This window comes from Coleofasciculus sp. E1-EBD-02 (genome assembly GCF_040218245.1).
Classification (GTDB): domain Bacteria; phylum Cyanobacteriota; class Cyanobacteriia; order Cyanobacteriales; family Coleofasciculaceae; genus Coleofasciculus.
Genome location: NZ_JAVJQN010000040.1, coordinates 134,344 through 155,997 on the forward strand (window position 1 = coordinate 134,344; position 21,654 = coordinate 155,997).

General features: G+C 46.3%; 19 protein-coding genes and 2 pseudogenes. 12 read left to right on the top strand and 9 right to left on the bottom strand.

Annotated elements, in window-relative coordinates:
- The first annotated feature begins 322 nt into the window (after positions 1-322).
- Positions 323-1,138 (top strand): pentapeptide repeat-containing protein, encoded by an 816-nt coding sequence (locus RIC07_RS07695; RefSeq protein WP_446394006.1) that lies wholly within the window; start codon positions 323-325, stop codon positions 1,136-1,138.
- Positions 1,139-1,260: 122 nt separating this feature from the next.
- Here the strand turns inward: RIC07_RS07695 and RIC07_RS07700 are convergent, their stop codons facing one another.
- Positions 1,261-1,689 carry an FKBP-type peptidyl-prolyl cis-trans isomerase gene (locus RIC07_RS07700; RefSeq protein WP_006098302.1) on the bottom strand — a complete coding sequence of 143 codons (429 nt, stop codon included), beginning with the start codon at positions 1,687-1,689 and terminating at the stop codon, positions 1,261-1,263.
- 181 nt (positions 1,690-1,870) lie between these two features.
- Positions 1,871-2,281 (bottom strand): hypothetical protein, encoded by a 411-nt coding sequence (locus RIC07_RS07705; RefSeq protein WP_446394007.1) that lies wholly within the window; start codon positions 2,279-2,281, stop codon positions 1,871-1,873.
- A gap of 271 nt (positions 2,282-2,552) precedes the next feature.
- On the opposite strand from RIC07_RS07705, the gene RIC07_RS07710 reads away from it, so the two are divergent.
- The 4 genes from RIC07_RS07710 to ltrA all read left to right on the top strand — a co-directional run bounded on the left by RIC07_RS07710 (position 2,553) and on the right by ltrA (position 9,644).
- The gene (locus RIC07_RS07710) at positions 2,553-3,362 is read left to right on the top strand and encodes a DUF1350 family protein (protein WP_446375582.1); all 810 of its coding nucleotides are present in this window, start codon (positions 2,553-2,555) and stop codon (positions 3,360-3,362) included.
- Between the two features lie 181 nt (positions 3,363-3,543).
- Complete coding sequence (locus RIC07_RS07715; RefSeq protein WP_446394008.1) at positions 3,544-5,850, top strand: cation:proton antiporter domain-containing protein; 2,307 nt, start codon at positions 3,544-3,546, stop codon at positions 5,848-5,850.
- A gap of 124 nt (positions 5,851-5,974) precedes the next feature.
- Positions 5,975-7,297 carry an RNA-guided endonuclease InsQ/TnpB family protein gene (locus RIC07_RS07720; protein WP_446394009.1) on the top strand — a complete coding sequence of 441 codons (1,323 nt, stop codon included), beginning with the start codon at positions 5,975-5,977 and terminating at the stop codon, positions 7,295-7,297.
- Positions 7,298-7,895: 598 nt separating this feature from the next.
- On the top strand, positions 7,896-9,644 hold the full coding sequence (gene ltrA, locus RIC07_RS07725) for a group II intron reverse transcriptase/maturase (RefSeq protein WP_446394010.1): 1,749 nt from the start codon (positions 7,896-7,898) through the stop codon (positions 9,642-9,644).
- A 234-nt stretch (positions 9,645-9,878) separates the two neighbouring features.
- Here ltrA and RIC07_RS07730 read toward each other — a convergent pair whose 3' ends face one another.
- Positions 9,879-10,223, bottom strand: coding sequence for an Hfq-related RNA-binding protein (locus tag RIC07_RS07730; protein ID WP_446375576.1), 345 nt, complete (start codon positions 10,221-10,223; stop codon positions 9,879-9,881).
- A 27-nt stretch (positions 10,224-10,250) separates the two neighbouring features.
- Between RIC07_RS07730 and dapF the strand changes: the two genes are divergently transcribed.
- A complete protein-coding gene (dapF, locus tag RIC07_RS07735) occupies positions 10,251-11,090 on the top strand; it encodes a diaminopimelate epimerase (RefSeq protein ID WP_446394011.1) in 840 nt (279 codons plus the stop codon).
- A gap of 95 nt (positions 11,091-11,185) precedes the next feature.
- On the opposite strand, the gene RIC07_RS07740 is transcribed toward dapF, so the two are convergent.
- Positions 11,186-11,365 carry a hypothetical protein gene (locus RIC07_RS07740; RefSeq protein WP_446394012.1) on the bottom strand — a complete coding sequence of 60 codons (180 nt, stop codon included), beginning with the start codon at positions 11,363-11,365 and terminating at the stop codon, positions 11,186-11,188.
- 44 nt (positions 11,366-11,409) lie between these two features.
- Between RIC07_RS07740 and dusB the strand changes: the two genes are divergently transcribed.
- The 5 genes and pseudogenes from dusB (at position 11,410) to rpsU (ending at position 15,250) form a co-directional block, all read left to right on the top strand.
- On the top strand, positions 11,410-12,414 hold the full coding sequence (dusB, locus tag RIC07_RS07745; RefSeq protein ID WP_446394013.1) for a tRNA dihydrouridine synthase DusB: 1,005 nt from the start codon (positions 11,410-11,412) through the stop codon (positions 12,412-12,414).
- 257 nt (positions 12,415-12,671) lie between these two features.
- Positions 12,672-12,734: pseudogene (locus tag RIC07_RS07750) on the top strand (hypothetical protein); the annotation flags it as partial.
- Positions 12,735-12,747: 13 nt separating this feature from the next.
- Positions 12,748-13,015, top strand: a pseudogene (locus RIC07_RS07755) (IS607 family transposase); the annotation flags it as partial.
- Positions 13,016-13,044: 29 nt separating this feature from the next.
- Positions 13,045-14,610: an IS200/IS605 family accessory protein TnpB-related protein gene (locus RIC07_RS07760; protein WP_446394014.1), complete on the top strand. Its 1,566-nt coding sequence runs from the start codon at positions 13,045-13,047 to the stop codon at positions 14,608-14,610.
- Between the two features lie 460 nt (positions 14,611-15,070).
- A complete protein-coding gene (gene rpsU, locus RIC07_RS07765; protein WP_006098158.1) occupies positions 15,071-15,250 on the top strand; it encodes a 30S ribosomal protein S21 in 180 nt (59 codons plus the stop codon).
- Between the two features lie 131 nt (positions 15,251-15,381).
- Here the strand turns inward: rpsU and hemH are convergent, their stop codons facing one another.
- The gene (gene hemH / locus RIC07_RS07770) at positions 15,382-16,545 is read right to left on the bottom strand and encodes a ferrochelatase (RefSeq protein ID WP_446375974.1); all 1,164 of its coding nucleotides are present in this window, start codon (positions 16,543-16,545) and stop codon (positions 15,382-15,384) included.
- Positions 16,546-16,656: 111 nt separating this feature from the next.
- On the opposite strand from hemH, the gene RIC07_RS07775 reads away from it, so the two are divergent.
- Positions 16,657-17,280 (top strand): class I SAM-dependent methyltransferase, encoded by a 624-nt coding sequence (locus RIC07_RS07775; protein WP_446394015.1) that lies wholly within the window; start codon positions 16,657-16,659, stop codon positions 17,278-17,280.
- Between the two features lie 119 nt (positions 17,281-17,399).
- Here the strand turns inward: RIC07_RS07775 and RIC07_RS07780 are convergent, their stop codons facing one another.
- The 4 genes from RIC07_RS07780 to RIC07_RS07795 all read right to left on the bottom strand — a co-directional run bounded on the left by RIC07_RS07780 (position 17,400) and on the right by RIC07_RS07795 (position 21,614).
- Positions 17,400-17,768 (bottom strand): hypothetical protein, encoded by a 369-nt coding sequence (locus RIC07_RS07780; RefSeq protein WP_446394016.1) that lies wholly within the window; start codon positions 17,766-17,768, stop codon positions 17,400-17,402.
- A gap of 252 nt (positions 17,769-18,020) precedes the next feature.
- Positions 18,021-18,434, bottom strand: coding sequence for an IS200/IS605 family transposase (gene tnpA, locus RIC07_RS07785; RefSeq protein ID WP_446394017.1), 414 nt, complete (start codon positions 18,432-18,434; stop codon positions 18,021-18,023).
- 142 nt (positions 18,435-18,576) lie between these two features.
- Complete coding sequence (gene argJ, locus RIC07_RS07790; RefSeq protein ID WP_446394018.1) at positions 18,577-19,818, bottom strand: bifunctional ornithine acetyltransferase/N-acetylglutamate synthase; 1,242 nt, start codon at positions 19,816-19,818, stop codon at positions 18,577-18,579.
- Positions 19,819-20,222: 404 nt separating this feature from the next.
- Entirely contained in the window at positions 20,223-21,614 is a 1,392-nt protein-coding gene (locus RIC07_RS07795) for an RNA-guided endonuclease InsQ/TnpB family protein (RefSeq protein WP_446394051.1), read from the bottom strand.
- Between the last annotated feature and the right edge of the window lie 40 nt (positions 21,615-21,654).

The following is a 21,654-nucleotide window of genomic DNA, read 5'->3' on the forward strand; positions in this document are numbered from 1 at the left end:
AGCTATAAAATCCCAAAAAAAAAACCCCTAGGTGAGCCTCGAAGACACCGCTAGGGGATTCCCAAACAACCTAAACACTAAACAGGAGAATAACGACCACGTTGGAATGCGTTTAAGCTCCCTTACTTACCTAGTTTGCACCCCCGAACGGCTTTTTATGTTTAGCTATGATGAAAAGCGTGTAAAGATTTGATGAATTTTTGCCCGATTGAGTAACTCATAGCATATTTTGCTCTAGTCGGGCTGAGGGGTGACACCCATCACGATGCTTAGGGAAATCCTTGGGAAATTGATAGTACAACTCCAGTTTTCCCCGAACATTATGGATACTAACGAACTCCTGCGGCGTTATCTCGGCAGGGAACGGAATTTTCAGGGTGCTAATCTCAGGAAGATCAATCTCATGGGTGCTGATCTTAACGGTGCTGACTTGATTGGTGCTGATTTGAGTGGTGCTGATCTCAGGGGTACTCAACTGATTGACGCCGATTTAAGCAACACGGATCTCAGCCGAGTCAACCTCAGTGGCGCTAACCTGAAACAGGCTAACTTAAGCGGTGTCAATTTAAATGCAGCTAACCTGAGCCGCACTTTCTTGATGCATGCCGATCTCAGAGGCGCGACTTTGATTGAGGCGAATCTCATGGATGCTGACTTAGCAGATGTGAATCTCAGCCGGGTTAATCTCACTCAAGTTAATCTCAGCCGAGCTAACTTAAGTAGTGCGAACTTATTTGGAGCCATCCTAAAGGAAGCCATTATGGTGGGTGCTGATCTGAGTGGTGCTTTTTTAATTGGTGCTGACTTAAGCGATACCAACTTAAGTGGCGCTAATCTCAGCGGTGCTGATTTGAGAGGAAGCAATCTCAGTCGGGTTAACCTCAGTGGTGCTGATCTGTTTGGTGTGAATCTGAGTGGTGCTAATCTGACTCAGGCTACTTTGAATCGGGCGAACTTAAGCTATAGCAATCTGAGTAATACCAATCTCACGGAAGTTGATCTGAAGATTACCGACGTAGAGAACGCTCGATTTGGAGAGAATGAGGGACTCTCTGAAACCAACCAGCTTGATTTGCAGCGACGTGGGGCAATCTGGGAAATGACGAGTTTTAGTGTGGGGGGAATGTCGGGTTCTTAGCGGATGTTGATGGAAATAGCGACTTACTTACCTATTAGCAGAAAGAGAGAGTGCCGCATCAGTTGTGCTGATCAATTTCCAAGGCACTCTCTCCTCCCTCTCTTGTTTGAGACAATCCTGGATCAAGAAATGTCCACTAACTCAATATCAAAGGTTAAGTCTTGTCCTGCTAGAGGGTGATTGGCATCTAATCTCACATTCGAGTCGGTGACATCGGTAATCACCACTGGAATAACTCGCCCGTTGGGTTGTTGAATTTGTAATTGCTGACCGATTTCGGGATTCAAGTCTGGGGGCATTTTGTCTCGTGTCACCTCCAGTACCATTTCTGAGCGATGGGGACCGTAAGCTTTATCCATGGGAATCATTTCGGTTTTGGAATCCCCAGGTGTCATACCCACAACGGCTTGCTCGAAACCTGGAATGACCTGTCCAGCATCAATGGTGAATTCTATCGGTTCGCGACTCAGGGAAGAATCAAAAACCGTACCGTCCTTTAATTTACCGGTGTAGTGAATTTTGACGGTATCACCCACTTTCGCTTGTGCCATATTTATTTTCCTTGGAGTTGGTCAACACCTCTAGGGTATCAACTCGCGCAAATTTTGCATTATTTCTCTAGTGCGATTAACCGATCATAACTCTAAGGAAACTGTAGGGTGAGCAAGACTGAGGAACCGAGTTAATCAGTCTATCGCTCTTGCCCACCTTACGAACATTAAGCCAGTTGAATTAGCTTACGGAGGTCAGATCCTGCTCAGACTCCTCGGCTTCAGGAGTTGAAGCGGCTAACGCTTCTGGAGGAACAGGGATAGCCAAGTTATAGGGTTCAAAGACTTCTGATGAGGGTGTCTCTGTGATAATCGCTTCAGTGGGTTGGTTATGATCGGCTTTGAATTTTTTCACAGCGACCAACCCTCCGGCTACGGCGGCGATACCAACACCAGCAATGCCAAATTTTTTGTAGAAGTTGATTTTATCGCCAACGAGACTAGGAGATTCTCCAGAAGCATTTTGGGAAATACCCTTTTTGCCAAACCCACAAGGGAGGGCTTGAGTGGGGCTAATCGTTGCCAGAAATAGGCTACCTGTAACGGTTACGGTAGACAGGAGACTTGTTAAAAGCAGTTTGGATTTAATCATGATGATTGCTAAGGGATATGCCTAATCAGAGACAAAAAGCTTATCTAACAGTGTACAGACCTGAGCCAATTATGGAATTATTATCCGATAGCAATTTCTCATTAAATATATAAATTAAACTCGATGATATCGCTGAGATTCTTGGCAACGCTGTCCAATGACACGTTAGAACGCAACTGGGTATAGGTATTCAACTGGACATGATGTAGACAGCGCCACCTAGCCGTGAGTACGTCACAATATAAAAATATAAGAACTTCCCTCTCTTCCTATGGACTGGCAAGAACTATCTGGTAGCTGGGTTTTAATTCCGTCTCGTCCCGTTGGCATCGTGCATTTTTTGGGTGGGGCATTTATTGCGGCTGCGCCCCAAGTCACCTACCGTTGGCTACTTGAGCAATTAGGGCGTCAGGGTTATTTGGTCGTGGCGACGCCGTTTATCAATACCTTAGATCACGTTGCGATCGCCCGCGAAGTCCTCAACCGTTTTGAGACGACCCTCGATCGCCTCAAAGCCACAAGGCTACTCAGGAAACAGTATTTACCGATCTACGGTGTCGGACATAGCATGGGGTGCAAACTGCATCTGCTGATTGGCAGTCTGTTTTCTGTGGAACGGGCGGGTAATATTTTGATTTCCTTCAACAACTATCCAGCAAAACAAGCGATTCCGTTTCTGGAACAGTTCAATATGCTGGATCAGTTGACGTTCCTCAAGCAGTTGAATATCAAGCCAGCCTTTGATGTTGAATTTACTCCTTCACCTCAAGAAACTAACGACCTGATTGCCCAGCACTATGCCATCCGCCGCAATTTATTGATTAAATTTATCAAGGACGAGATAGACCAAACGGCAATTTTATCCCCTGTGCTGCAACAACGATTTCCGAATATGGTTGTGCTACAAATGCTACCGGGAAATCATTTAACACCGTTGGGACAAGATGTCAATTGGAAAACGGGAGATTCCTTCACGCCATTCGATGCGATCGGTCAGTGGATGAAGCAAGGGGTTTATCGGGATTTAAATCGACTGAAGTTAGAGATGATTCGCTGGTTAAATCCTTTGGCGGTGGGGTAAATTGATATTGTCACAATTACTATAAAAAAACTGTATCAGCCATAAAACATGGCGCGTCTCTACGCTGCCTCTACGCAAGACGAATTAGCACAGAATGTTGCCGGGGTTAACAAATTGTTGGAAATCTTAAGAAAATTTGTATCCTAGAAGGATATAGCACTTTCATTTTGATAACGCACCGGTGCAAGAAGACTTCCGACTGATTATCGACTTCGTATCTGTTCTGGCGTCAGCAGCGGCTGGCGGGCTCTTGGCATCCTTATGCCGTCAACCCCCGCTCTTGGGCTATATCGTCGGGGGTATGATTGTGGGTCCGGCGGGTTTGGGTCTAATTAAAGAGGTGATCCAAATTGAAACCCTGGCTCAGTTTGGTGTGGCATTTTTGCTCTTTGCCCTAGGGGTGGAATTTTCCCTGGCGGAACTGAGAAAAGTGCAAAAGATTGCTCTAGGCGGTGGTGGACTCCAAGTGGTACTGACTATTTTAGTTACCACATTAGTCTCTTTGGGCATGGGTTGGGTCATGTCTCCCGTCCAAGGGGTGTTTCTTGGGGCAACTTTGTCGTTGTCATCCACGGCGGTGGTTCTCAAATGCCTGATGGAACGCAATGAAACCGAAACCTCCCACGGGCAAGTCATGCTGGGGATTTTGGTGGTGCAAGATTTGGCATTGGGATTAATGTTAGCAGTACTCCCGGCTTTAGACCAACCCACTGAAGTGATTGGTATAGCCGTAGGACTTGCCCTATTGAAAATTGGTCTATTTGCGGCGGGTGCCATTGCTGTAGGAATATGGTTAATTCCTTCGTTATTACGATTTCTTGCCCGTACTGAAAGCCGAGAGTTATTTTTACTCGGGGTTGTGGGTTTATGTATGGGAATTGCCCTGTTGACAGCACAGTTAGGACTCTCGATTGAAATGGGGGCGTTTGTGGCGGGGTTAATGATTTCCGAGGTAGAATATGCCGATCAAACTCTGACTTATGTGGAACCCTTGCGCGATGTCTTTGCTGCCCTCTTTTTTGCCGCGATTGGGATGCTAATCGACCCGATTTTTCTGTGGACTAACCTGGAATTAATTTTGGGATTGGTTTTGCTGGTTTCGGTGGGTAAAGCTTTTATTATAACACCAATTGTCAAAATTTTTGGCTATCCCTTAAAAACAGCAATTCTGGCAGGTTTGGGGTTAGCTCAAATTGGGGAATTCTCATTTGTGTTAGCCAGTGAAGGACAAACTTTGGGATTGGTTTCTCGCCCGGTTTATTTGTTGATTTTAGGAACAACAGCGGTGACATTAATTGTTACACCGTTTCTCTTACGATTAACACCCTTGGCATTGAACTGGTTAGAGAATTTTCCGCCCTTAAAACGGTATTTTGAACCGATGGAAACTCCGAAAGCCGTATCACTTAATAGCCAACAGCTAAAAGACCATGTGGTGATTTGTGGGTATGGAAGCAGCGGTAGCAATTTAGTGCGACTGATGCGAGAGCATGATTATCCTATCGTAGTGGTTGAGCAGTCAGAGCAGGTAATTGGGCAATTACGAGATGCGGGAATTCCTTATGTTTACGGCAATGCGGCTAGTTTACACGTTTTGGATAAAGCTGGGGTAGAACGGGCAAAATCCATGGTGATTGTCTTGGCTGACGCTATGAGTAGCCGATTATGCGTGAAGCGATCGCTAGAATTAAACCCCAATTTAGATATCGTCGTGCGGGCGAATAAGGATCGGGAGATCGAACTGCTGTACCAACTGGGGGCGCGAGAGGTGGTGCAACCGGAGTTTGAGGCATCTTTGGAGTTAGCGACGCATTTGATGTCAGGAATTGGTGTACCCAATTGGGTGATTCAGCAGGAAATGGAAAAAATTCGCAGTTCCCATTATCTGGATTTGCGCCCCGAACAACCTCAGTCTCAAATTGCCCGCGATTTACGGACGGCGGCTGAGATGATGAATAGTAAGTGGTATGATTTGCCAGAGAATTCTCCACTGACAGGTATGACGTTAGAACAAGCCGATATTCGCCGCTTAACCGGGGTTAGCTTGGTGGCTATTCGTAGGGCTGAGGGTGAGGAAATCGATTATCCCGATGCTGGAGTGAGTTTGGAGGAAGGTGATCACCTTTTAGCGGTGGGTGAACCCGATGAACTGTCTGCCTTTAAGAAATTGGCAGAGGGGGAAATGACAAATCCTGCCACCAGCAGTCCCTGTCAATGGGTGTTGGTGCCTCAAGAGAGTCCAGCCCACGGAAAAAACCTGTCCCAACTCCATTGGCGGCGTCAATATGGGATTCAGGTGCAGGCAATCCGTCGAGAAGGGAAGTTTATCCCTTTTCCCGATGGGAATGCCGAAATTCGAGCGCAAGATCACCTGCTATTGTGTGGCGGAAGTTATCCCCTAAATCAATTACAGGAGTGGTTAACGCCCCTGCCTGATAGTAGTATCACCGAGGTTCCGCTTCATCAAACTCTGACGAATGACAAATGACAAATGACAAATGACAAATTAGCTTGATCGGCGAGAAGCCTCACGCCATAATCTTTGATTTGGTGTGAGATGAATCGCCTGTGTAGAGTGTGATTTATAATTGAATTTAAGGAGGTGATAAAAATTGAAGCGAAGCCAAGACACATTGAAACTGAACTACCAGTATAGAATTGTGCCGGATAAGCAACAAACTTATCAGCTAAATGAATGGCTGTACAAGTTGTGCCGGATACACAATCTGATGTTGGAAGAACGATTTAACTGGTGGGAGCGTAATCGCTCACCTGTCAATGCTTGTCCAATTTTTGTCACTTATTTACCAGACCTCAAAGACCCGCCAACCTATTACTCACAGAAACGGGCTACCCATTGGTCAAGGGAATCGAATAAACACCTGTACGAAGGGGTTCATTCCCAGGTAATCCAGGAAGCAATTAAGCGGGTAGAAGATACGTTTAATCGGTTTATTAAAGGCGATTTAAATGGGAAGCGAAGCGGAAAACCTCGCTTTAAGTCAGTGCGGCGATACCGGACAGTTTCTATCCCTCAACTAAAAGCTGATTGCCTGAGTGTTAAGGTTAACCCGCATCGGCGCAAAAACGGCGGTACACGACGGGATATTGCCTATATCAACCTACCCAAGGTGGGTCGGGTAAAACTAATCTACCATCGCCCAATCCCAGAAGGATTCACGCTTAAGGCGGCGCTAGTTTCCCACAAAGCAGATGGTTGGTATATTTGCTTAACCCTAGAGGATAAATCCATCCCCTTGTTTAAGCCATCAGAGATAGAAGCAACAGAAGAGAACTCCATTGGATTGGACGTTGGTTTGGAGAAATTCTGGACGGCATCGGATGGGGAATTTGAGCCTATTCAACAACATTACCGTCAGTCCGAGGCGAAGTTGGCAAGGTTGGCTAACCGCAAAGATGGGAAGCCGCATAAGTCGGCATCACGACGAAAGCTGGCGAAAAAAATATCGAAGCATCACCAAAAGTTACAGCGGAAGCGAAAGCAATTTCATTATGAATCGGCGACTCGACTGGTGAGCCGGGATGAGAAGGTGTTCTTTGTCGAAGACATCAAGCCAGGGAACTTGTCCCGAAAAAACAAGCTAAAACAGGACAAAGATGGGAAATATTTACCAAATGGACAAAGCGCTAAGTCAGGTTTAAACAAATCAATCAATGACGCTGGCTGGGGTCAATTCCTTTCAATTCTCAATTACAAAGCTGCGAAAGCTGGTAAATTGGTGGTGAAAGTAAAGCCTTATAACACAAGCCAGGTATGCTCTTGTTGTAATCGCGTTGAACAAAAAGATTTATCAGTACGAATTCACCACTGTTTATGTGGGTTTGTGCTTGATAGAGATTGGAATGCTGCGATTAAGTGCGATTCGTTCAGCCTAAACCTAGGAATAGGGGGATGGCTGGCATCTGTTAAGTAACCACCCTTGGTTGAGTTCGCACTTAAATCCTTAGCAGATGACAACTTCATAACCTTATAGGTGAGTGTGAAAGTGCAAGCACAAGTCCTATCCCGAAGGTACATCGGTGAAAGCCTATCCCCCAAGGTAGCGACTAGCCCTCAATCCTTGAAGCGGGGATAAAAGCGGAAAGATACTGAGAGCCTAAATCAGTATCCCGTGAGCAAGTTCCTATGGATAACGAAAGTAAAGATGCGTCTGAACCATCGTTACCGCAAACCCGTGAAATCAGGCTGATACACTGGGAGTCCCAAAAAGGGCAAAGTTAGAGTGATAGAAGGGTTTGAATCGGTCTATCTGTACTACTCGAAAACTCGGTGGAGAGCATCATCCTAAAGGAACGAAACAAAGGTTATGAGGAACGAAGTAACTCCCCTGTTCACTCTCAATCAATGGGTCGATAGATTGAGTAGTCAGCTAAGACGCAATTTCTACTACACAGTAGGTAACAGGAGAGGAAGATTGAGTCAGAAGCCAATGCCTTACTGTAATGGTAAGGATATGCTGACGGACTCACGGTAAGACGAAATGTAAAGCTACAAGTAGCAGAGCAAAAGTTATGAACACGGAATCAACCCCGATGTATAAATGGCAAGATATTCCTTGGCGCAAGCTAGAAAGGAATATCTTTAAGCTGCAAAAGCGGATTTACAAAGCGTCCCGTCGTGGAGATGTCAGAACAGTTCGCAGACTCCAGAAGCTGCTAACCCAATCTTGGTCAGCCAAAATGTTAGCGGTGCGTAGAGTAACCCAAGATAATCAAGGCAAAAAGACGGCAGGAGTGGATGGGGTAAAATCCTTGTCCCCAGAAGCACGTCAGAAGCTCGTCAAAGAATTAAAACTTGGGACAAAGGTCAAACCAATCCGCCGGGTTTGGATTCCCAAACCGGGAAGGGAGGAAAAACGACCTTTAGGAATACCTACTATGTATGACCGTGCCTTACAAGGACTGGTCAAAATGGCTTTAGAGCCAGAATGGGAAGCTAAATTTGAACCCAATTCCTATGGGTTTAGACCGGGACGCTCATGCCACGATGCCATCGGAGCTATATATGGTGTGATTAAGCAAAAAGCCAAATACGTGCTAGATGCCGATATTGCCAAATGTTTCGATAAAATTAACCATGAACGACTCTTAGAAAAATTAAATACCTATCCTACCCTACGGAGACAAATCCGAGCTTGGTTAAAAGCTGGTGTAAGGGATGGGAGAGAGTTATTCGCGACATCAGAAGGCACGCCACAAGGAGGAGTTATATCCCCCCTACTGGCAAACATTGCCCTACACGGAATGGAGAACGAAATCAAGAAATTGGCGGACACTTTCGATATGAAACGTCCTGATGGCACACAACTCAGCAAGAGGGACAAACGAAAGTCAGTCAATATAATTCGTTACGCCGATGACTTCGTAATTCTACACGAAGACTTAACCGTTGTTCAAAGGTGTCAAGAGGTTATATCAAACTGGCTGGAAGACATGGGACTGGAATTAAAACCCAGTAAAACCCGACTAACCCACACCCTAGAGGAAGTGAATGAAGAAAAACCCGGATTTGATTTCTTGGGTTTCCATATCCAACAGTATAAAACTGGAAAATACACTACGGGAAAAGATACAGCAGGGAAACCATTAGGGTACAAAACCATCATAACCCCCAGTAAGGAAAGTCAGAAAAGACACTACAGACAACTGGCGGAAGTCATAGAAAAGTATAAGGGATTGTCCCAAGCCTCTCTCATTAAAAGGTTAAATCCGATTATTCGAGGATGGTGCAATTACTTTTCGACTGTAGTGAGCCAGAAGGCATTTGAAAAACTCTGGCATTTGACCGTTCATAAACTAATCAAATGGGGGATTAAAAGACACCGAAATAAAGGGAAAATTTGGGTGGTTACCAAGTATTTCCAAAAAGTAGGTGGAGATAACTGGACATTCGCCACCCGACAAGAAGGTGGGAAACCTATGCGGTTACTGCAACACAGCGAAACCCCAATTATTCGCTATGTCAAAGTTCAAGGCGATAAAAGTCCTTATGATGGAAACCTAATTTACTGGAGTTCAAGAATGGGTAAGCATCCTGAGATGCCTAAGCGAACAGCATCGTTGCTGAAAAAGCAGAAAGGGAAATGCACTCAATGTGAACTGTTCTTCAAAGATGGAGATTTGCTAGAAATTGACCACATCATCCCCAAATTGCAAGGTGGAAAGGATAGCTACCAAAACTGGCAATTACTTCATCGGCATTGCCATGATGAAAAGACCAGAAAAGATAGGAACTGTAATATCCAACTGGGGGCGTACTGATGACAACAGTCGTTTTACTGAGGAGCGGTATGACGCGAAAGTGTCACGTACCGTTTTGGAGAGCAGTGGAGGAGGTGACTCCTTCACTGACTTTAATCATCAAGAAAGTGGGGCTGGGCATATTCCCCACTATAAAACGCCGGAAGCGTCGTTTTAGCCCTGAGCGAAGTCGAAGGGCTAAAACGGCGACAAAGGAAGCCTACACTGTACCCCTAGGGTCGGTGTAGGAGAATGTCACGCAAATTCAAAGGGATTATCTGCACTCTCCTCTGTTTCTGAACTTTCTACCGTTTCATAACTCTCGGCTGTTTCAGAATTCGCCACGGCAGACTCTTGGCGTACTTGGAGGGATCGATTCATGCCACCGCCTCCCTTGGGCTTGATATAGGCGATCGCATGATACCAAATAATAATCGGCTGCTCCTGTTCATCTAGAATACATAAGCAGGATGTGTCTTGCCAGCGCACTCTGCCTGTAAAGATTTCATTGGTGATGAGTTTCAGTTCAACCTCTTGGGCTTCTCGAATCAAGCTTTGTAGTTGACGAACACTGGGTAGATTGGTGGCCAATTCACTCATAATTAGATGGTTAAGCGGGAGACAATAATGGAATTTGAATTTACAAAGTACCACGGTTTGGGGAATGACTTCATTCTGATTGATAATCGGTCAAAGCCAGACCCGCTAATCACTTCAGAGCAAGCCGTGCAATGGTGCGATCGCCACTTTGGCATCGGCGCTGATGGGGTGATTTTTGCCCTACCAGGACTTGAGGGTACTGACTATAGTATGCGGATTTTTAACGCCGATGGCTCGGAACCGGAAATGTGTGGCAATGGGATTCGCTGTTTGGCGCAGTTTTTAGCGGATTTACAGGGAATCACCGATTCAAGGGAGTATCGGATTCATACCTTAGCTGGGGTGATTACACCGAAACTGGAAGGCAATGGCAAAGTTAGGGTGAATATGGGTATGCCTCAGCTTTTAGCCTCTCAAATCCCGACAACTTTAGTTCAAGGGGATCAAAAGGTGATTGATGTTCCCTTAGAGGTGGGCGGGAAGAGTTGGCAGGTTACTTGTGTGAGCATGGGCAATCCTCACTGTATCACCTATGTAGAAGACGTGAGTGCTATTCCCCTAGAACTCATTGGTCCTCAGTTTGAGCATCATTCCGTCTTCCCCAAACGAACCAATACCGAATTTATTCAAGTGGTGCGCCCCGATTATATCAAAATGCGGGTATGGGAACGGGGGGCTGGAGCTACTTTAGCTTGTGGTACGGGGGCTTGTGCTTCGGTGGTTGCTGGGGTATTGACGGGAAAATGCGATCGCACCTGCACCGTGGAACTTCCTGGGGGATGTTTGGAGATTGAATGGTCAGAGGTTGATCAACGAATTTACATGACTGGACCGGCGCAGCGAGTGTTTACAGGTAGGATTGAATGATTGCGATCGCTTAACGGAACAAGTTAGCTCAGATGAGTGGGGCGAGTCGAGACAATGATTGCCTTTGCCCTTAAGGATCGTTCCGCGACTCACCCCTACTGGCATGGCACAGCTAAAATGGTGGGATAGGTTGTAGGTTGGGTTTCGACTTCGCTCAACCCAACAGAATCTAGGGATAAGGTTCTCTTACTACAAGCCGGAGCGATCGCGTAACCCAACAGGTTAACCTGGAGTTGGGGGGAGATATATAAGCGTTGATCGGCGCTAAAGCGCAACTACAAGCGCAACTACAAGCGCAATCACAAGCGCAATCACAAGTATGACTGTTTTTTGCTCTCAGTTACAGCAGCGATTAGCAACTCCTCTGAAAATTGGTTCGTTTGAAGTTAAGAGTCGCGTTCTCCAGTCTCCTCTGTCTGGCGTCACGGATTTGGTATTCCGTCGCCTGGTGCGCCGCTATGCGCCAGAGTCGATGATGTATACGGAGATGGTTCATGCAGCCGGATTGCATCATGTCCAGGGTTTATCCAAAATCATGGATGTTGATCCGAATGAAAAGCCGATTAGTATCCAGTTATTTGACTGTCGCCCTGATTTCCTGGGGGAAGCCGCCCAGAAAGCTGTAGCGGAAGGTGCGGATACCGTGGATATTAATATGGGATGTCCGGTGAATAAAATTACCAAAAAGGGAGGGGGTTCATCGTTACTGCGAGAACCTGAAACAGCCGCCGCGATTGTACGGGCGGTGGTGGAGGCGGTGTCTGTTCCGGTTACGGTGAAGACGCGGATTGGTTGGAGTGATGACGAGATTAATATCCTCGATTTTGCCAAGCGGATGGAGGATGCGGGGGCGCAAATGCTAACGTTGCACGCCCGTACCCGCGTCCAAGGGTATAAAGGTGAGGCAAAGTGGGAGTGGATTGGTAAGGTTAAGCAGATTCTGTCTATTCCCGTTATTGCTAATGGAGATATTTTCTCGGTAGAGTCAGCGCTCAAATGCTTGGAACAGACGGGGGCGGATGGGGTGATGTGTTCGCGAGGAACGTTGGGGTATCCGTTTTTGGTGGGAGAAATTGACCATTTCCTGAAAACGGGGAAACAGTTAGCACCACCGACTCCAGTAGAACGGTTAACCTGTGCCAAGGAACACTTACAAGCTTTATGGGAGTATAAAGGCGATCGCGGCGTTCAGCAAGCCAGAAAACATTTGGCGTGGTATACTAAGGGTTTTGTTGGAGCCAGCGACTTGCGAGATCAGCTGAGTCGCATTGAAACGGTGGAACAGGGGGTGACGTTGATTGACACTGCGATCGCGAAGTTGTAATCTGGGCATGATGGCAAGCCAAGTTCAGTCCTGTCTCACCGGATAAGGGGACAGGCTTGTTCCCTTAGAAATTAATCGCTACTATGGCAACAGTCGTTAAAATATTTCAGATAAATGTGTCCAACGATGCCATTGATGGGCAGATAAAGTAATGCAAAACCAAACGTAAAATAGAGATGTATCGGTAGGGCTTGCAGCAGTAACCTAAATACCTAGATTTACCTATAATAGACTCAGAGGTTTTCACTTAAAAATCTATGGGTCGATTATTGTCTATAGGGGAAGCCGCCGCCGTCAAGGGAGTGTCGATAGACACCTTGAGGCGATGGGAAAAAGAAGGAAAGATTGATAATCACCAACAAGGACAGACTATTGAGGTTTGGCTCGGAACTCATATTCAGCCTGTGCGAATACTCGCTCAGTAGAAATAGTCGTCCTGAATCGAAAAGAGGATTCTAGCTATGAGGAAGACTTGGCGGCTGACGTGTTAGAAATTATTACGGTATTCTCAGCTAGGCTGTATGGCTCACGTTCAAGGCGCAACCAGAAGATTCTGGAGAGGCTGATTGAAACTGTTGACACCTCGGAAAAATCTCTATAGAATTCAGAAAGCAGAGATTTACCATCTCAATGATTCAAGCCGAATCTCGCACTTATGTCACTACAACAACCAACCGTTGGGCGGTTGCGTTTTTCAATGACGCGGCGACACTCGGCTATGATGCCAAGATTGATTGCTTGAAGTTGCTCTTGGAGCAAACCCCTCCGAGTAAGTCAAAGCTGAATACTAAGCTACAGCAAAACCACGACATTAATAAGCGACAAGCGAACAGCATTATCGCTTATGTTAAGGGTGCTCTTATGTCGGCCATTGAATGCCGTAGCAATCACTTAGAACAACTTCAGGGTAAACTCAAACACACAACCGAAGTCATTGAGAATTTAGAAAAGAAAATCAAAGCACACTCCTATTACCTACAAGCCGTAGAACAGGTGAACCGAGGGGAAAAGAAGAAAGTTCCCAAGTCCCTCAAGCCTAAGTACCCAGACGCTTGCCCGATGCAGTGCGCTCATCATTTAACCCTATACAGGCAAGCCCAAGTTAAACTTCATCAGAAGAAGCGGTACGCCCACAAGTTAAGGCAGAAGATATCCAATATCAAAGCGTCTCCCTTGCACGTAAACTTGGGCAACAAATATACCGTGGAGATGATTGGTTCCAAAGATGAATCCTATGGGAATCAGATTTGCCAGTTGGACTTAATTGGCAAGGAACTTCATATTCGAGTTCCCTATGCCTTGGAAAAGCGATATGGGAAATATATTCAGTTTCCGATTCGCTTGCCCAAGCACGGAACTGATAACCTAGCAACAGCCTGGTACAACAAGCAAGCTTTAACCTATCGATTCATTCAGAAAAGTTTAACGGAGTGGGAAATCCATATTACCTTTGATGTCGAACCGGCACCCAGGATAACTGCCCCCGTTTCTTGGGGAGCTATTGGTGTAGATCTCAATCCCAACTGTATCGGCTGGGCGATGACTGACAAGGACGGAAATCTGGATGGCTTTGGTCAATTCAAGGTTAATATCCAGTCTCAACCTAAAGGACGTACTGAGGCTGTCTTGGTTGATATCGTAACCCAACTGACAAACCTCGCCCTAGAACATAAGCGCCCCATCGTTGTCGAAGAACTCGACTTTAGCGATAAGAAAAAACGGTTGCGCGAACTAAATGCAAGGGCACGCCGTATGTTGAGTAACTTTGCTTACTCAAAATTTCTTCAACTTCTATTAGCTAGATGCTTCAAACTGGGCATCCAAGTGATTGAGGTCAATCCGGCTTACAGTAGCTGGATTGGATTGATTAAGTTCATGTCTACTTATGGGATGAACTCTGCCACCGCTGCTGCTTTTGTCTTAGCGCGACGATGTATGTTTTTATCGGAAAGACTACCAGCCAGAACCGCCTACCAAGGAACGGAACCACGGAAGCACGTCTGGTCACACTGGCGGTCAGTGGCGAAACTCCTCAAAGGTTCGTCTCGCCACTCCTTTTATCAGCCCAGACTAACAGTCTACTCTAGGTTACGCTCTTGTGCGGATGGGGAATCACCGGATGAACCGTCATCGGCTGTTGTCAATCCCTTCGGGGAGCTTAGAGAGGTCGGTGAGAATCCGACGGGAAGTCGTTAGTACCGCATGACGGCGTATCTTGCCTAGTTTTGCATAGATATTTTTTAGCGGTTAAGCCACACTAGCTGTTTCCCGTACAAGTGGGGAAGAGTGAGCGCAAACCTCACTATAAAAGCCGTAAAGGGAAAGACTACGAGTACCTTCAAAGCATCTCTGAGCGCCCATTTAATTAAGGGATTCAGACGCTTAGGCTTACCCGAAGCGAGAAGCGTTAGAGCGTCACTCAATCAACGCTAGTAATGGTCAAAACGGTTTAGGTGTTTGCTCTACTTTCATGAGTGAAGCCGTCTCAGTTACTTGTAAATTACGGTTTGATCCAGGGAGTGTAGTCTAAACGCAGTCACGATTGATCAGTATCGCTGCTGGTCTAAATACGCTAATTTTGTTAGAGATCGAGTTGGATGATGATTATCATCCATTACTTGTTGTAACTTGTTGTACGCTAGAAGGAGGATATAGTATGACCCAAGTGGTTGTAGGCGAAAATGAAGGAATTGAGTCAGCGCTGCGCCGATTTAAGCGGCAAGTGTCCAAAGCCGGAATTTTTGCAGATATGAAGCGCTTGCGTCACTTTGAGACGCCGATTGAAAAGAAAAAGCGCAAAGCAGTAGCTAGACGACGTAAGCGGCGAGTCCGCTAAGCAATTTCTCAATACCTTTTTTCCACCAAAACTTACAGCGCTTTTCAAGTAAGTGAGGTACACAGACAGATCCCCGACTTCTTCAAGAAGTCGGGGATCTTGCTTAGAAGGTAAAAAGGTTTGCCTCTGTTTTATAACAATCCCACAAAATGAAGTGGTCCTTGACCACTAATTAACTCCAAAACTAAAGCTAGAAAGCCAATCATCGCCAAACGACCATTCCAGACTTCAGCTGCCGTTGTCATACCCCATTCCCAACGTTCTTGGGGATACATCTTAACTTTTTTGCTGGGACGCACAACTTCGGCAAATGTTCGTGGCGGCGTGTTTAAGGCATCTACGACTAAGGTGGCGAGGGATTCAATAAAAACGGGATGGGTATTGAGTGCTGGAACTCGCTGGAAGTTGTGAATTCCAGCTTCTTCTGCGATTTCCCGATATTCAATATCAACTTCTTGTAATGTTTCAATATGTTCAGATACAAAGCTAATCGGGACAACCAGCAAGTCTTTGACTCCTTGATTCCCTAATTCTTTCAGTGCATCTTCAGTGTAGGGTTGCAGCCACTCCACAGGACCCACCCGACTTTGATACGCCAGGGTATGAGGGTTGGGGCGATTGAGCGTCTGCATAATTAGATCTGTGCAATGTTCAATCTCTTGTTGGTAGGGATCTCCAGCTTCTGTGACATAGCTGCTGGGAACACCATGAGCGCTGAAGAAAATATGAACAGCGTCAGGATCATCAAACCGTTGCAGTTCCTGATCAATCAAGTCCGCCATGGCTTGCAGGTAGCCCGGTGCTTGATACCAAGAGGGAATGACCGTGTATTCCAGTTGGTTGAGTTTAGCATCCTCCTGCCAAAGTTGTTCCAGCAGCCGGAAACTGGAACCACTGGTACTGATGGAAAATTGCGGGTATAGGGGTAAAATAACCAGGTGTTCAATGCGATCGCGTTTAACATGGGCGATCGCTTCCTCGGTGAAGGGATGCCAGTAACGCATACCCACATAGATATTCGCCTCTTGCCCCTGCTGCTTTAACGTCTCCTGTAAAGCTTGGGCTTGGGCTTCAGTAATGTGCCGCAGCGGTGAACCTCCACCAATTTGGCGGTAATTCTCTTGCGACTTCTTTGCCCGCATTGTCGAGATTAACCAAGCCAGGGGCTTTTGCATCCACGAAAATGGCAGGCGAATAATTTCGGGATCGGCAAATAGATTAAAAAGAAAGGGGCGGACATCTTCTAAATTATCCGGTCCACCTAAATTAAGTAATAATACCCCAACACGACCCATAGCAACCACGGCATTCCAAATATTTCATATTTGTTACTGATTTTAACAATATATGCTGGTAATGGTCTGAGTTTTCCGGAAAAAATCTAGATTCTTGATCCTAGCAGAACTATGGCAACCGTATTAAGACCGTTGAGTTATAAGTATCAGTGGCTATATGACACGATTTCTCGATTAGCTGCCACCAGTGTGGGTGGAGAACGGCGATTCCACCATCTGCCTTTGCAGGGTTTAACAATTGACTCAGAAACGCAAGTGTTAGACCTTTGTTGTGGCGGGGGTCAGGCTACCCGCTTTCTGGTGGAGTATTCCCAGAATGTCACAGGACTGGATGTTTCACCTTTATCGCTGCAACGCGCCGAAAAGAACGTGCCTCAAGCGAAGTATGTAGAAGCCTTTGCCGAGGATATGCCGTTTTCGGAGAATCAGTTTGATTTGGTGCATACCAGTGTAGCACTCCATGAGATGCCGCCGTCAGTGTTGCAGCAAATTCTTAAGGAAGTGTATCGGGTGTTGAAACCGGGTGGTGTGTTCGCGCTGGTGGATTTCCACAAACCGACGAATGTTTTATTTATGCCGGGAGTCGCTCTGTTTCTCTGGTTATTTGAAACGGAAACGGCGTGGCAGTTATTGGAGACAGATTTGGTGAGATTGCTGAAGCAGACGGGGTTTTCATCCTGTGAACAGCGTCTCCATGCGGGGGGGAGTTTACAGGTGATTCAGGCAAAAAAGTGAGTAGGAAAAGCAGGGTTTGTAGGGGCGGGTTTAGGGACTTTCGTTTGGCTATAGATAATAACGTTTGTGCAAAACCCGCCCTGACCTGACCCCAATATAACTAAACCTGCCCCGACCGATTATATCGGTTCCTGGAGTTCAGCGACTTGGTCTTCTAAGTCTTGAATCCGTTCTTTGAGTTCGATAACTAGGGTAGCGAGTCGGTCAAACATAGGATCAGAGGATAAGACTCGCGGTGGGGTTCCGGGGGGGACTGATGGTGCTGGCGTTGGGGGGTTGAGAGGGCGATTTGGGCTGGGAACTTGCCGAGTTAAGGTAGCAAGCTGAGACTCAATGCGGTTTATTTGCGATCGCAACTGGAAATTCTCGGTTTCTAGGCGCGAGAGGCGTGAGGCTAAAGCGGCGGTGGATTGGGCGGAGGTTAAAGGGGGAAAGATGAGAATTCCGATCAGGAATGCTAGGCAGATGATGCCGATTTTCTTGAGCATGATGATTTAGGGGTAGTAAATAAGCTGGGCGAATGGAATTCGCAGCTACACAAACAAAGTCCGCCTTCGCGGACTTACAACTTGCACTTTATCGGAAACGAATAGAAGCAGTTTTTTACATATAGCAGTCGCCAGGGTCATTAGGACATCAGATGAATGCCGCTTATTGCGTCGATGCACGTTTAGTGTCCTAACCGTTGTGGCGGTTGCTATATCAACGCGCTTTATCACTACGAGGAATGATTTAATTAATCAGTTAGCCATTAATTCCCAAGTAGGAATTATTGATTTCTGTCGATGGTGAATCGGCTGATTTCTGATGTAGTTAGCTATCTGGTCAAGATTATCATGGCTAACACTGAAAGCGCCGTAGCTGCCTTGCCATTTGAAGAATTCCCCTGGCTTAATTTCATGTGTAACTAAATGAGAAGAACTTCCTTTAATTTGTTTGATTAAGTCGGAAACCGCTAGAGTAGGGGGAAAACTTATTAATAGATGTACATGATCTTCAATACCGCCCAAGGTAATAACTGTACATTTTAGCTGTTGGCATTCCCCAATAATTGCCGCATGAACTGCCTCCTGGATATCGCTCGTAATCAAAGGCAATCTATCCCAAGTTGCCCAAACACAATGCAGATACAACTGCGTAAAATTAGACCTCATATTTCTTGAACCCCTGATATTATAACCCAGTCCGCGAAGGCGGACTTCGTTTGTGTGGTTCCGCGATTTCAATCGCCCCTTTGTTTGTGTGGTTCCGCGATTTTAATCGCCCCAAACTGGATAATCTGGACTTATGTTCTGCTCACGTCGTATATTCGGCATTAATTTTCACATAGTCATAACTCAAATCACAGCCCCACGCCTTACCCGTACCCGGCTCATTGCCAATACTCACCGAAATTAAAACGGTATCCTCTTTCAAATACGCCCCAGTCGCAGCATTTTTCAAATAAGCACTCGCCGCATCTCGGTCAAAGGGTAAAGGTTGACCCTTATCCATTAGCACAAAATCCCCCATCTGAATCCGCAAGGCTTCTTGGGAAAAGGGGACATCTGCACGCCCCGCCGCGCCTGCAATTCTTCCCCAGTTGGGATCACGACCAAATATGGCAGATTTCACCAGGGATGAACCCGCAATCGTTCGGGCAATTTGACGGGCGGCTTGATCATTGGGTGCGCCTGTAACCTGTACTTCCATCAAACACGTCGCCCCTTCGCCATCTCGTGCGATCGCCTTGGCTAAATGTTGGCATACCGCCGTCAGCATCGCCTCTAGCTTTTCGGCATGGGGTCCCATTTCTGTAATCGCTGAGGTGCGAGATTGACCATTCGCCAAGGCAATCAGGGTATCGTTGGTACTGGTATCGCCATCGACGGTAATTTGATTAAAGCTTTTATCTGCCGCCCGACTTAACATTTTTTGCCATAACGGTGTAGAAACCACTGCATCACAGGTAACAAACGCCAACAGGGTTGCCATATTCGGGTGAATCATCCCTGAACCCTTGGCAATCCCGCCAATTCGTACCGGGCGATCGTCAATCGTGGTTTCCAAGGCAATGGATTTTGTCACCAAATCTGTAGTAATAATCGCTTGGGAAGCAGCATTGGAACCCAGTTCTGATAAGCCTTCCACCAATTGAGGAATTCCGGCGAGGAGGGCATCCATGCGAATACGCTGTCCAATCACACCTGTGGAGCCTAATAAGATAGACTCTGGAGCAATATTCAAGGCTTGTGCCAATGCCTTCGCCGAGTCCAAAGCATCTTGCCACCCGGCTTCCCCGGTTGCCGCATTCGCTTGACCAGCGTTCACTAAAATAGCACGGGCACTGGCTTTTTTTTGCAAACGCTGACGACAATAGGTAACAGGTGCAGCACAAACCTGATTCTGGGTAAAGACTCCGGCTGCGATCGCCTCAATATCCGATACAATCAATGCTAAATCTGGCAGTCCTGAAGGCTTAAGTCCAGCTACTATTCCAGATGCACGATATCCTCTAGGTGCTGTGACGCCACCTGTAATTTCCTGCCAGTCTGACATGATTTTTTTACCTCAACCTGGTAGTGGTTCGAGTAGCGATTATATCAACACTCAGGGTCAATAATCGGTAAATTTCACTTTTGTGCTGTAATACTATTTCTCTTCACTCGAATCGTGCAACGAATACACCCCCCTGCTAACGGAAGTTCCCCCAGCCAAAAAATCAAAACTGCCTCACCGTGCGGCTTTCCGCGCTTTTTTAGCCGCCCTACATGGGTACAGGTTTTGAGGGGGTTTAGTCCTCAAACGACTACGGAATAAGGCTTTAGCCTGGGTGTAGTACATCCGCACGGGGGGCTTCAGGTTAACAATCGTGCCTAAATCTTCAGGTTAATGGGCAGACAGATTAGGACTTAGGCATTGACCCAAAAGTGCAACTATGCGTGACGTACCCAGCGCTGCCCTTACGGGACAGCGTGGGCTTCTGATGCCTTGAATAAGGCGGTCAGAACTTCCTTCAAGGTACTATTAGTAGTGGAAGAGACCACTACTGGATTCCCCTTACGGCGTTTTATGGTGGGGAACACGTCCAGCCCCACACGTTTAAGGTTGATAGCGGCATTAATGTCTCTATCAACCCAGATTTTCAACTCTTCATCCCAATACTCGCGGATTGAGCAGTCGGTGAAGACAAACTCATCCCTGTAGCTCAGTAGTTGGGATGTATATGCCGGATTCTTTTCAATTACTACCGCCCCAGCTTTTTCAGCTATGTAACCGAGAATTGAAAAGAATTGTCCAAAAGCAGCGTCAAGCCAGGATTTATTGAGTCCCGACTTGGCGCTTTGCCCATTGGGGAGATATTTCCCCTCCTCGTCCTGCTTGGCTTTGTTGCGCTTGGTTAACCCGGCAAGATTAAGGTTTTCGTGAAAGAATACTTTCTTTCCACTACTCACCAGCTTGTGAGCCGTTTTGTAGTGGAAATCTTGGCGACTGCGAGCAATTTGCTGATGAAGTCTGCCTTCTCTTTTAGCTAGCTTTCGACGACGGCGAGAGCCTTTCTTTAAGGCATTCTTCTTGGTTTGAAGTAACCCGAGCTTGTCCAGACTTTTTCTTAACGGTTTGAGAGAAGGAAGAGTTTCCCCTTCTGATGTTGCCAGGTAAACATCTTTGTTGAGGACAGCATCAATCCCCATTGAGTTATCCCAGGTAGGGATAATCTCTTCAGGTTTAAATTCGGGGACAAAGGGGTCGTCGAGTACAAAGTTGACGTACCATCCATCCGATTTCTTCGTGATGCTGACCTGCTTGAGGTTAAATCCGGCTGGTAGAGGGCGATGAGTTCTTACCTTAACAAGCCAAATCTTGGGAAGTTTGAGGTAAAGCCACTTGCCATTAACGGTACAGAACTTTAACCACTCATTTTTCGCTCCATCGAACACCATTGTTCGGTAGCGAGCTTCATTCTTAATCCTGGGCTTACCTGAACGTTTCCCGTTTTTGTCTCCTTGAATGTATCTTTCAAATGCCTTCTCTACTCGCTTGCAAACATCTTGCAGAACAGTAGAGTAGACGCTGTTGAAGTCCAACAACTCTCCCGACCACTTAACCAACACCAAGTCTTGCTTGATGTCTGGCAGTTGAAGCTTTTGGTTGTAGTAGTTGGGACGATCTTTTAATTCTGGTAAGTGACAGATTAAAGGACAAGAGTTAATCGGACAACGATATCTTTCCCACCAATCTATTCGCTCACCCAACATTCTGTTGTACCAATAACGACATATCCGCAAACCCGTCGTCAGGTTGGCAGCCTGAGCGGTTTGCGGATACATGCGGTACTGATACGTCGTCTTCATTAGGGTATTTACTTTAATATACACTGATTATAGCAGATCA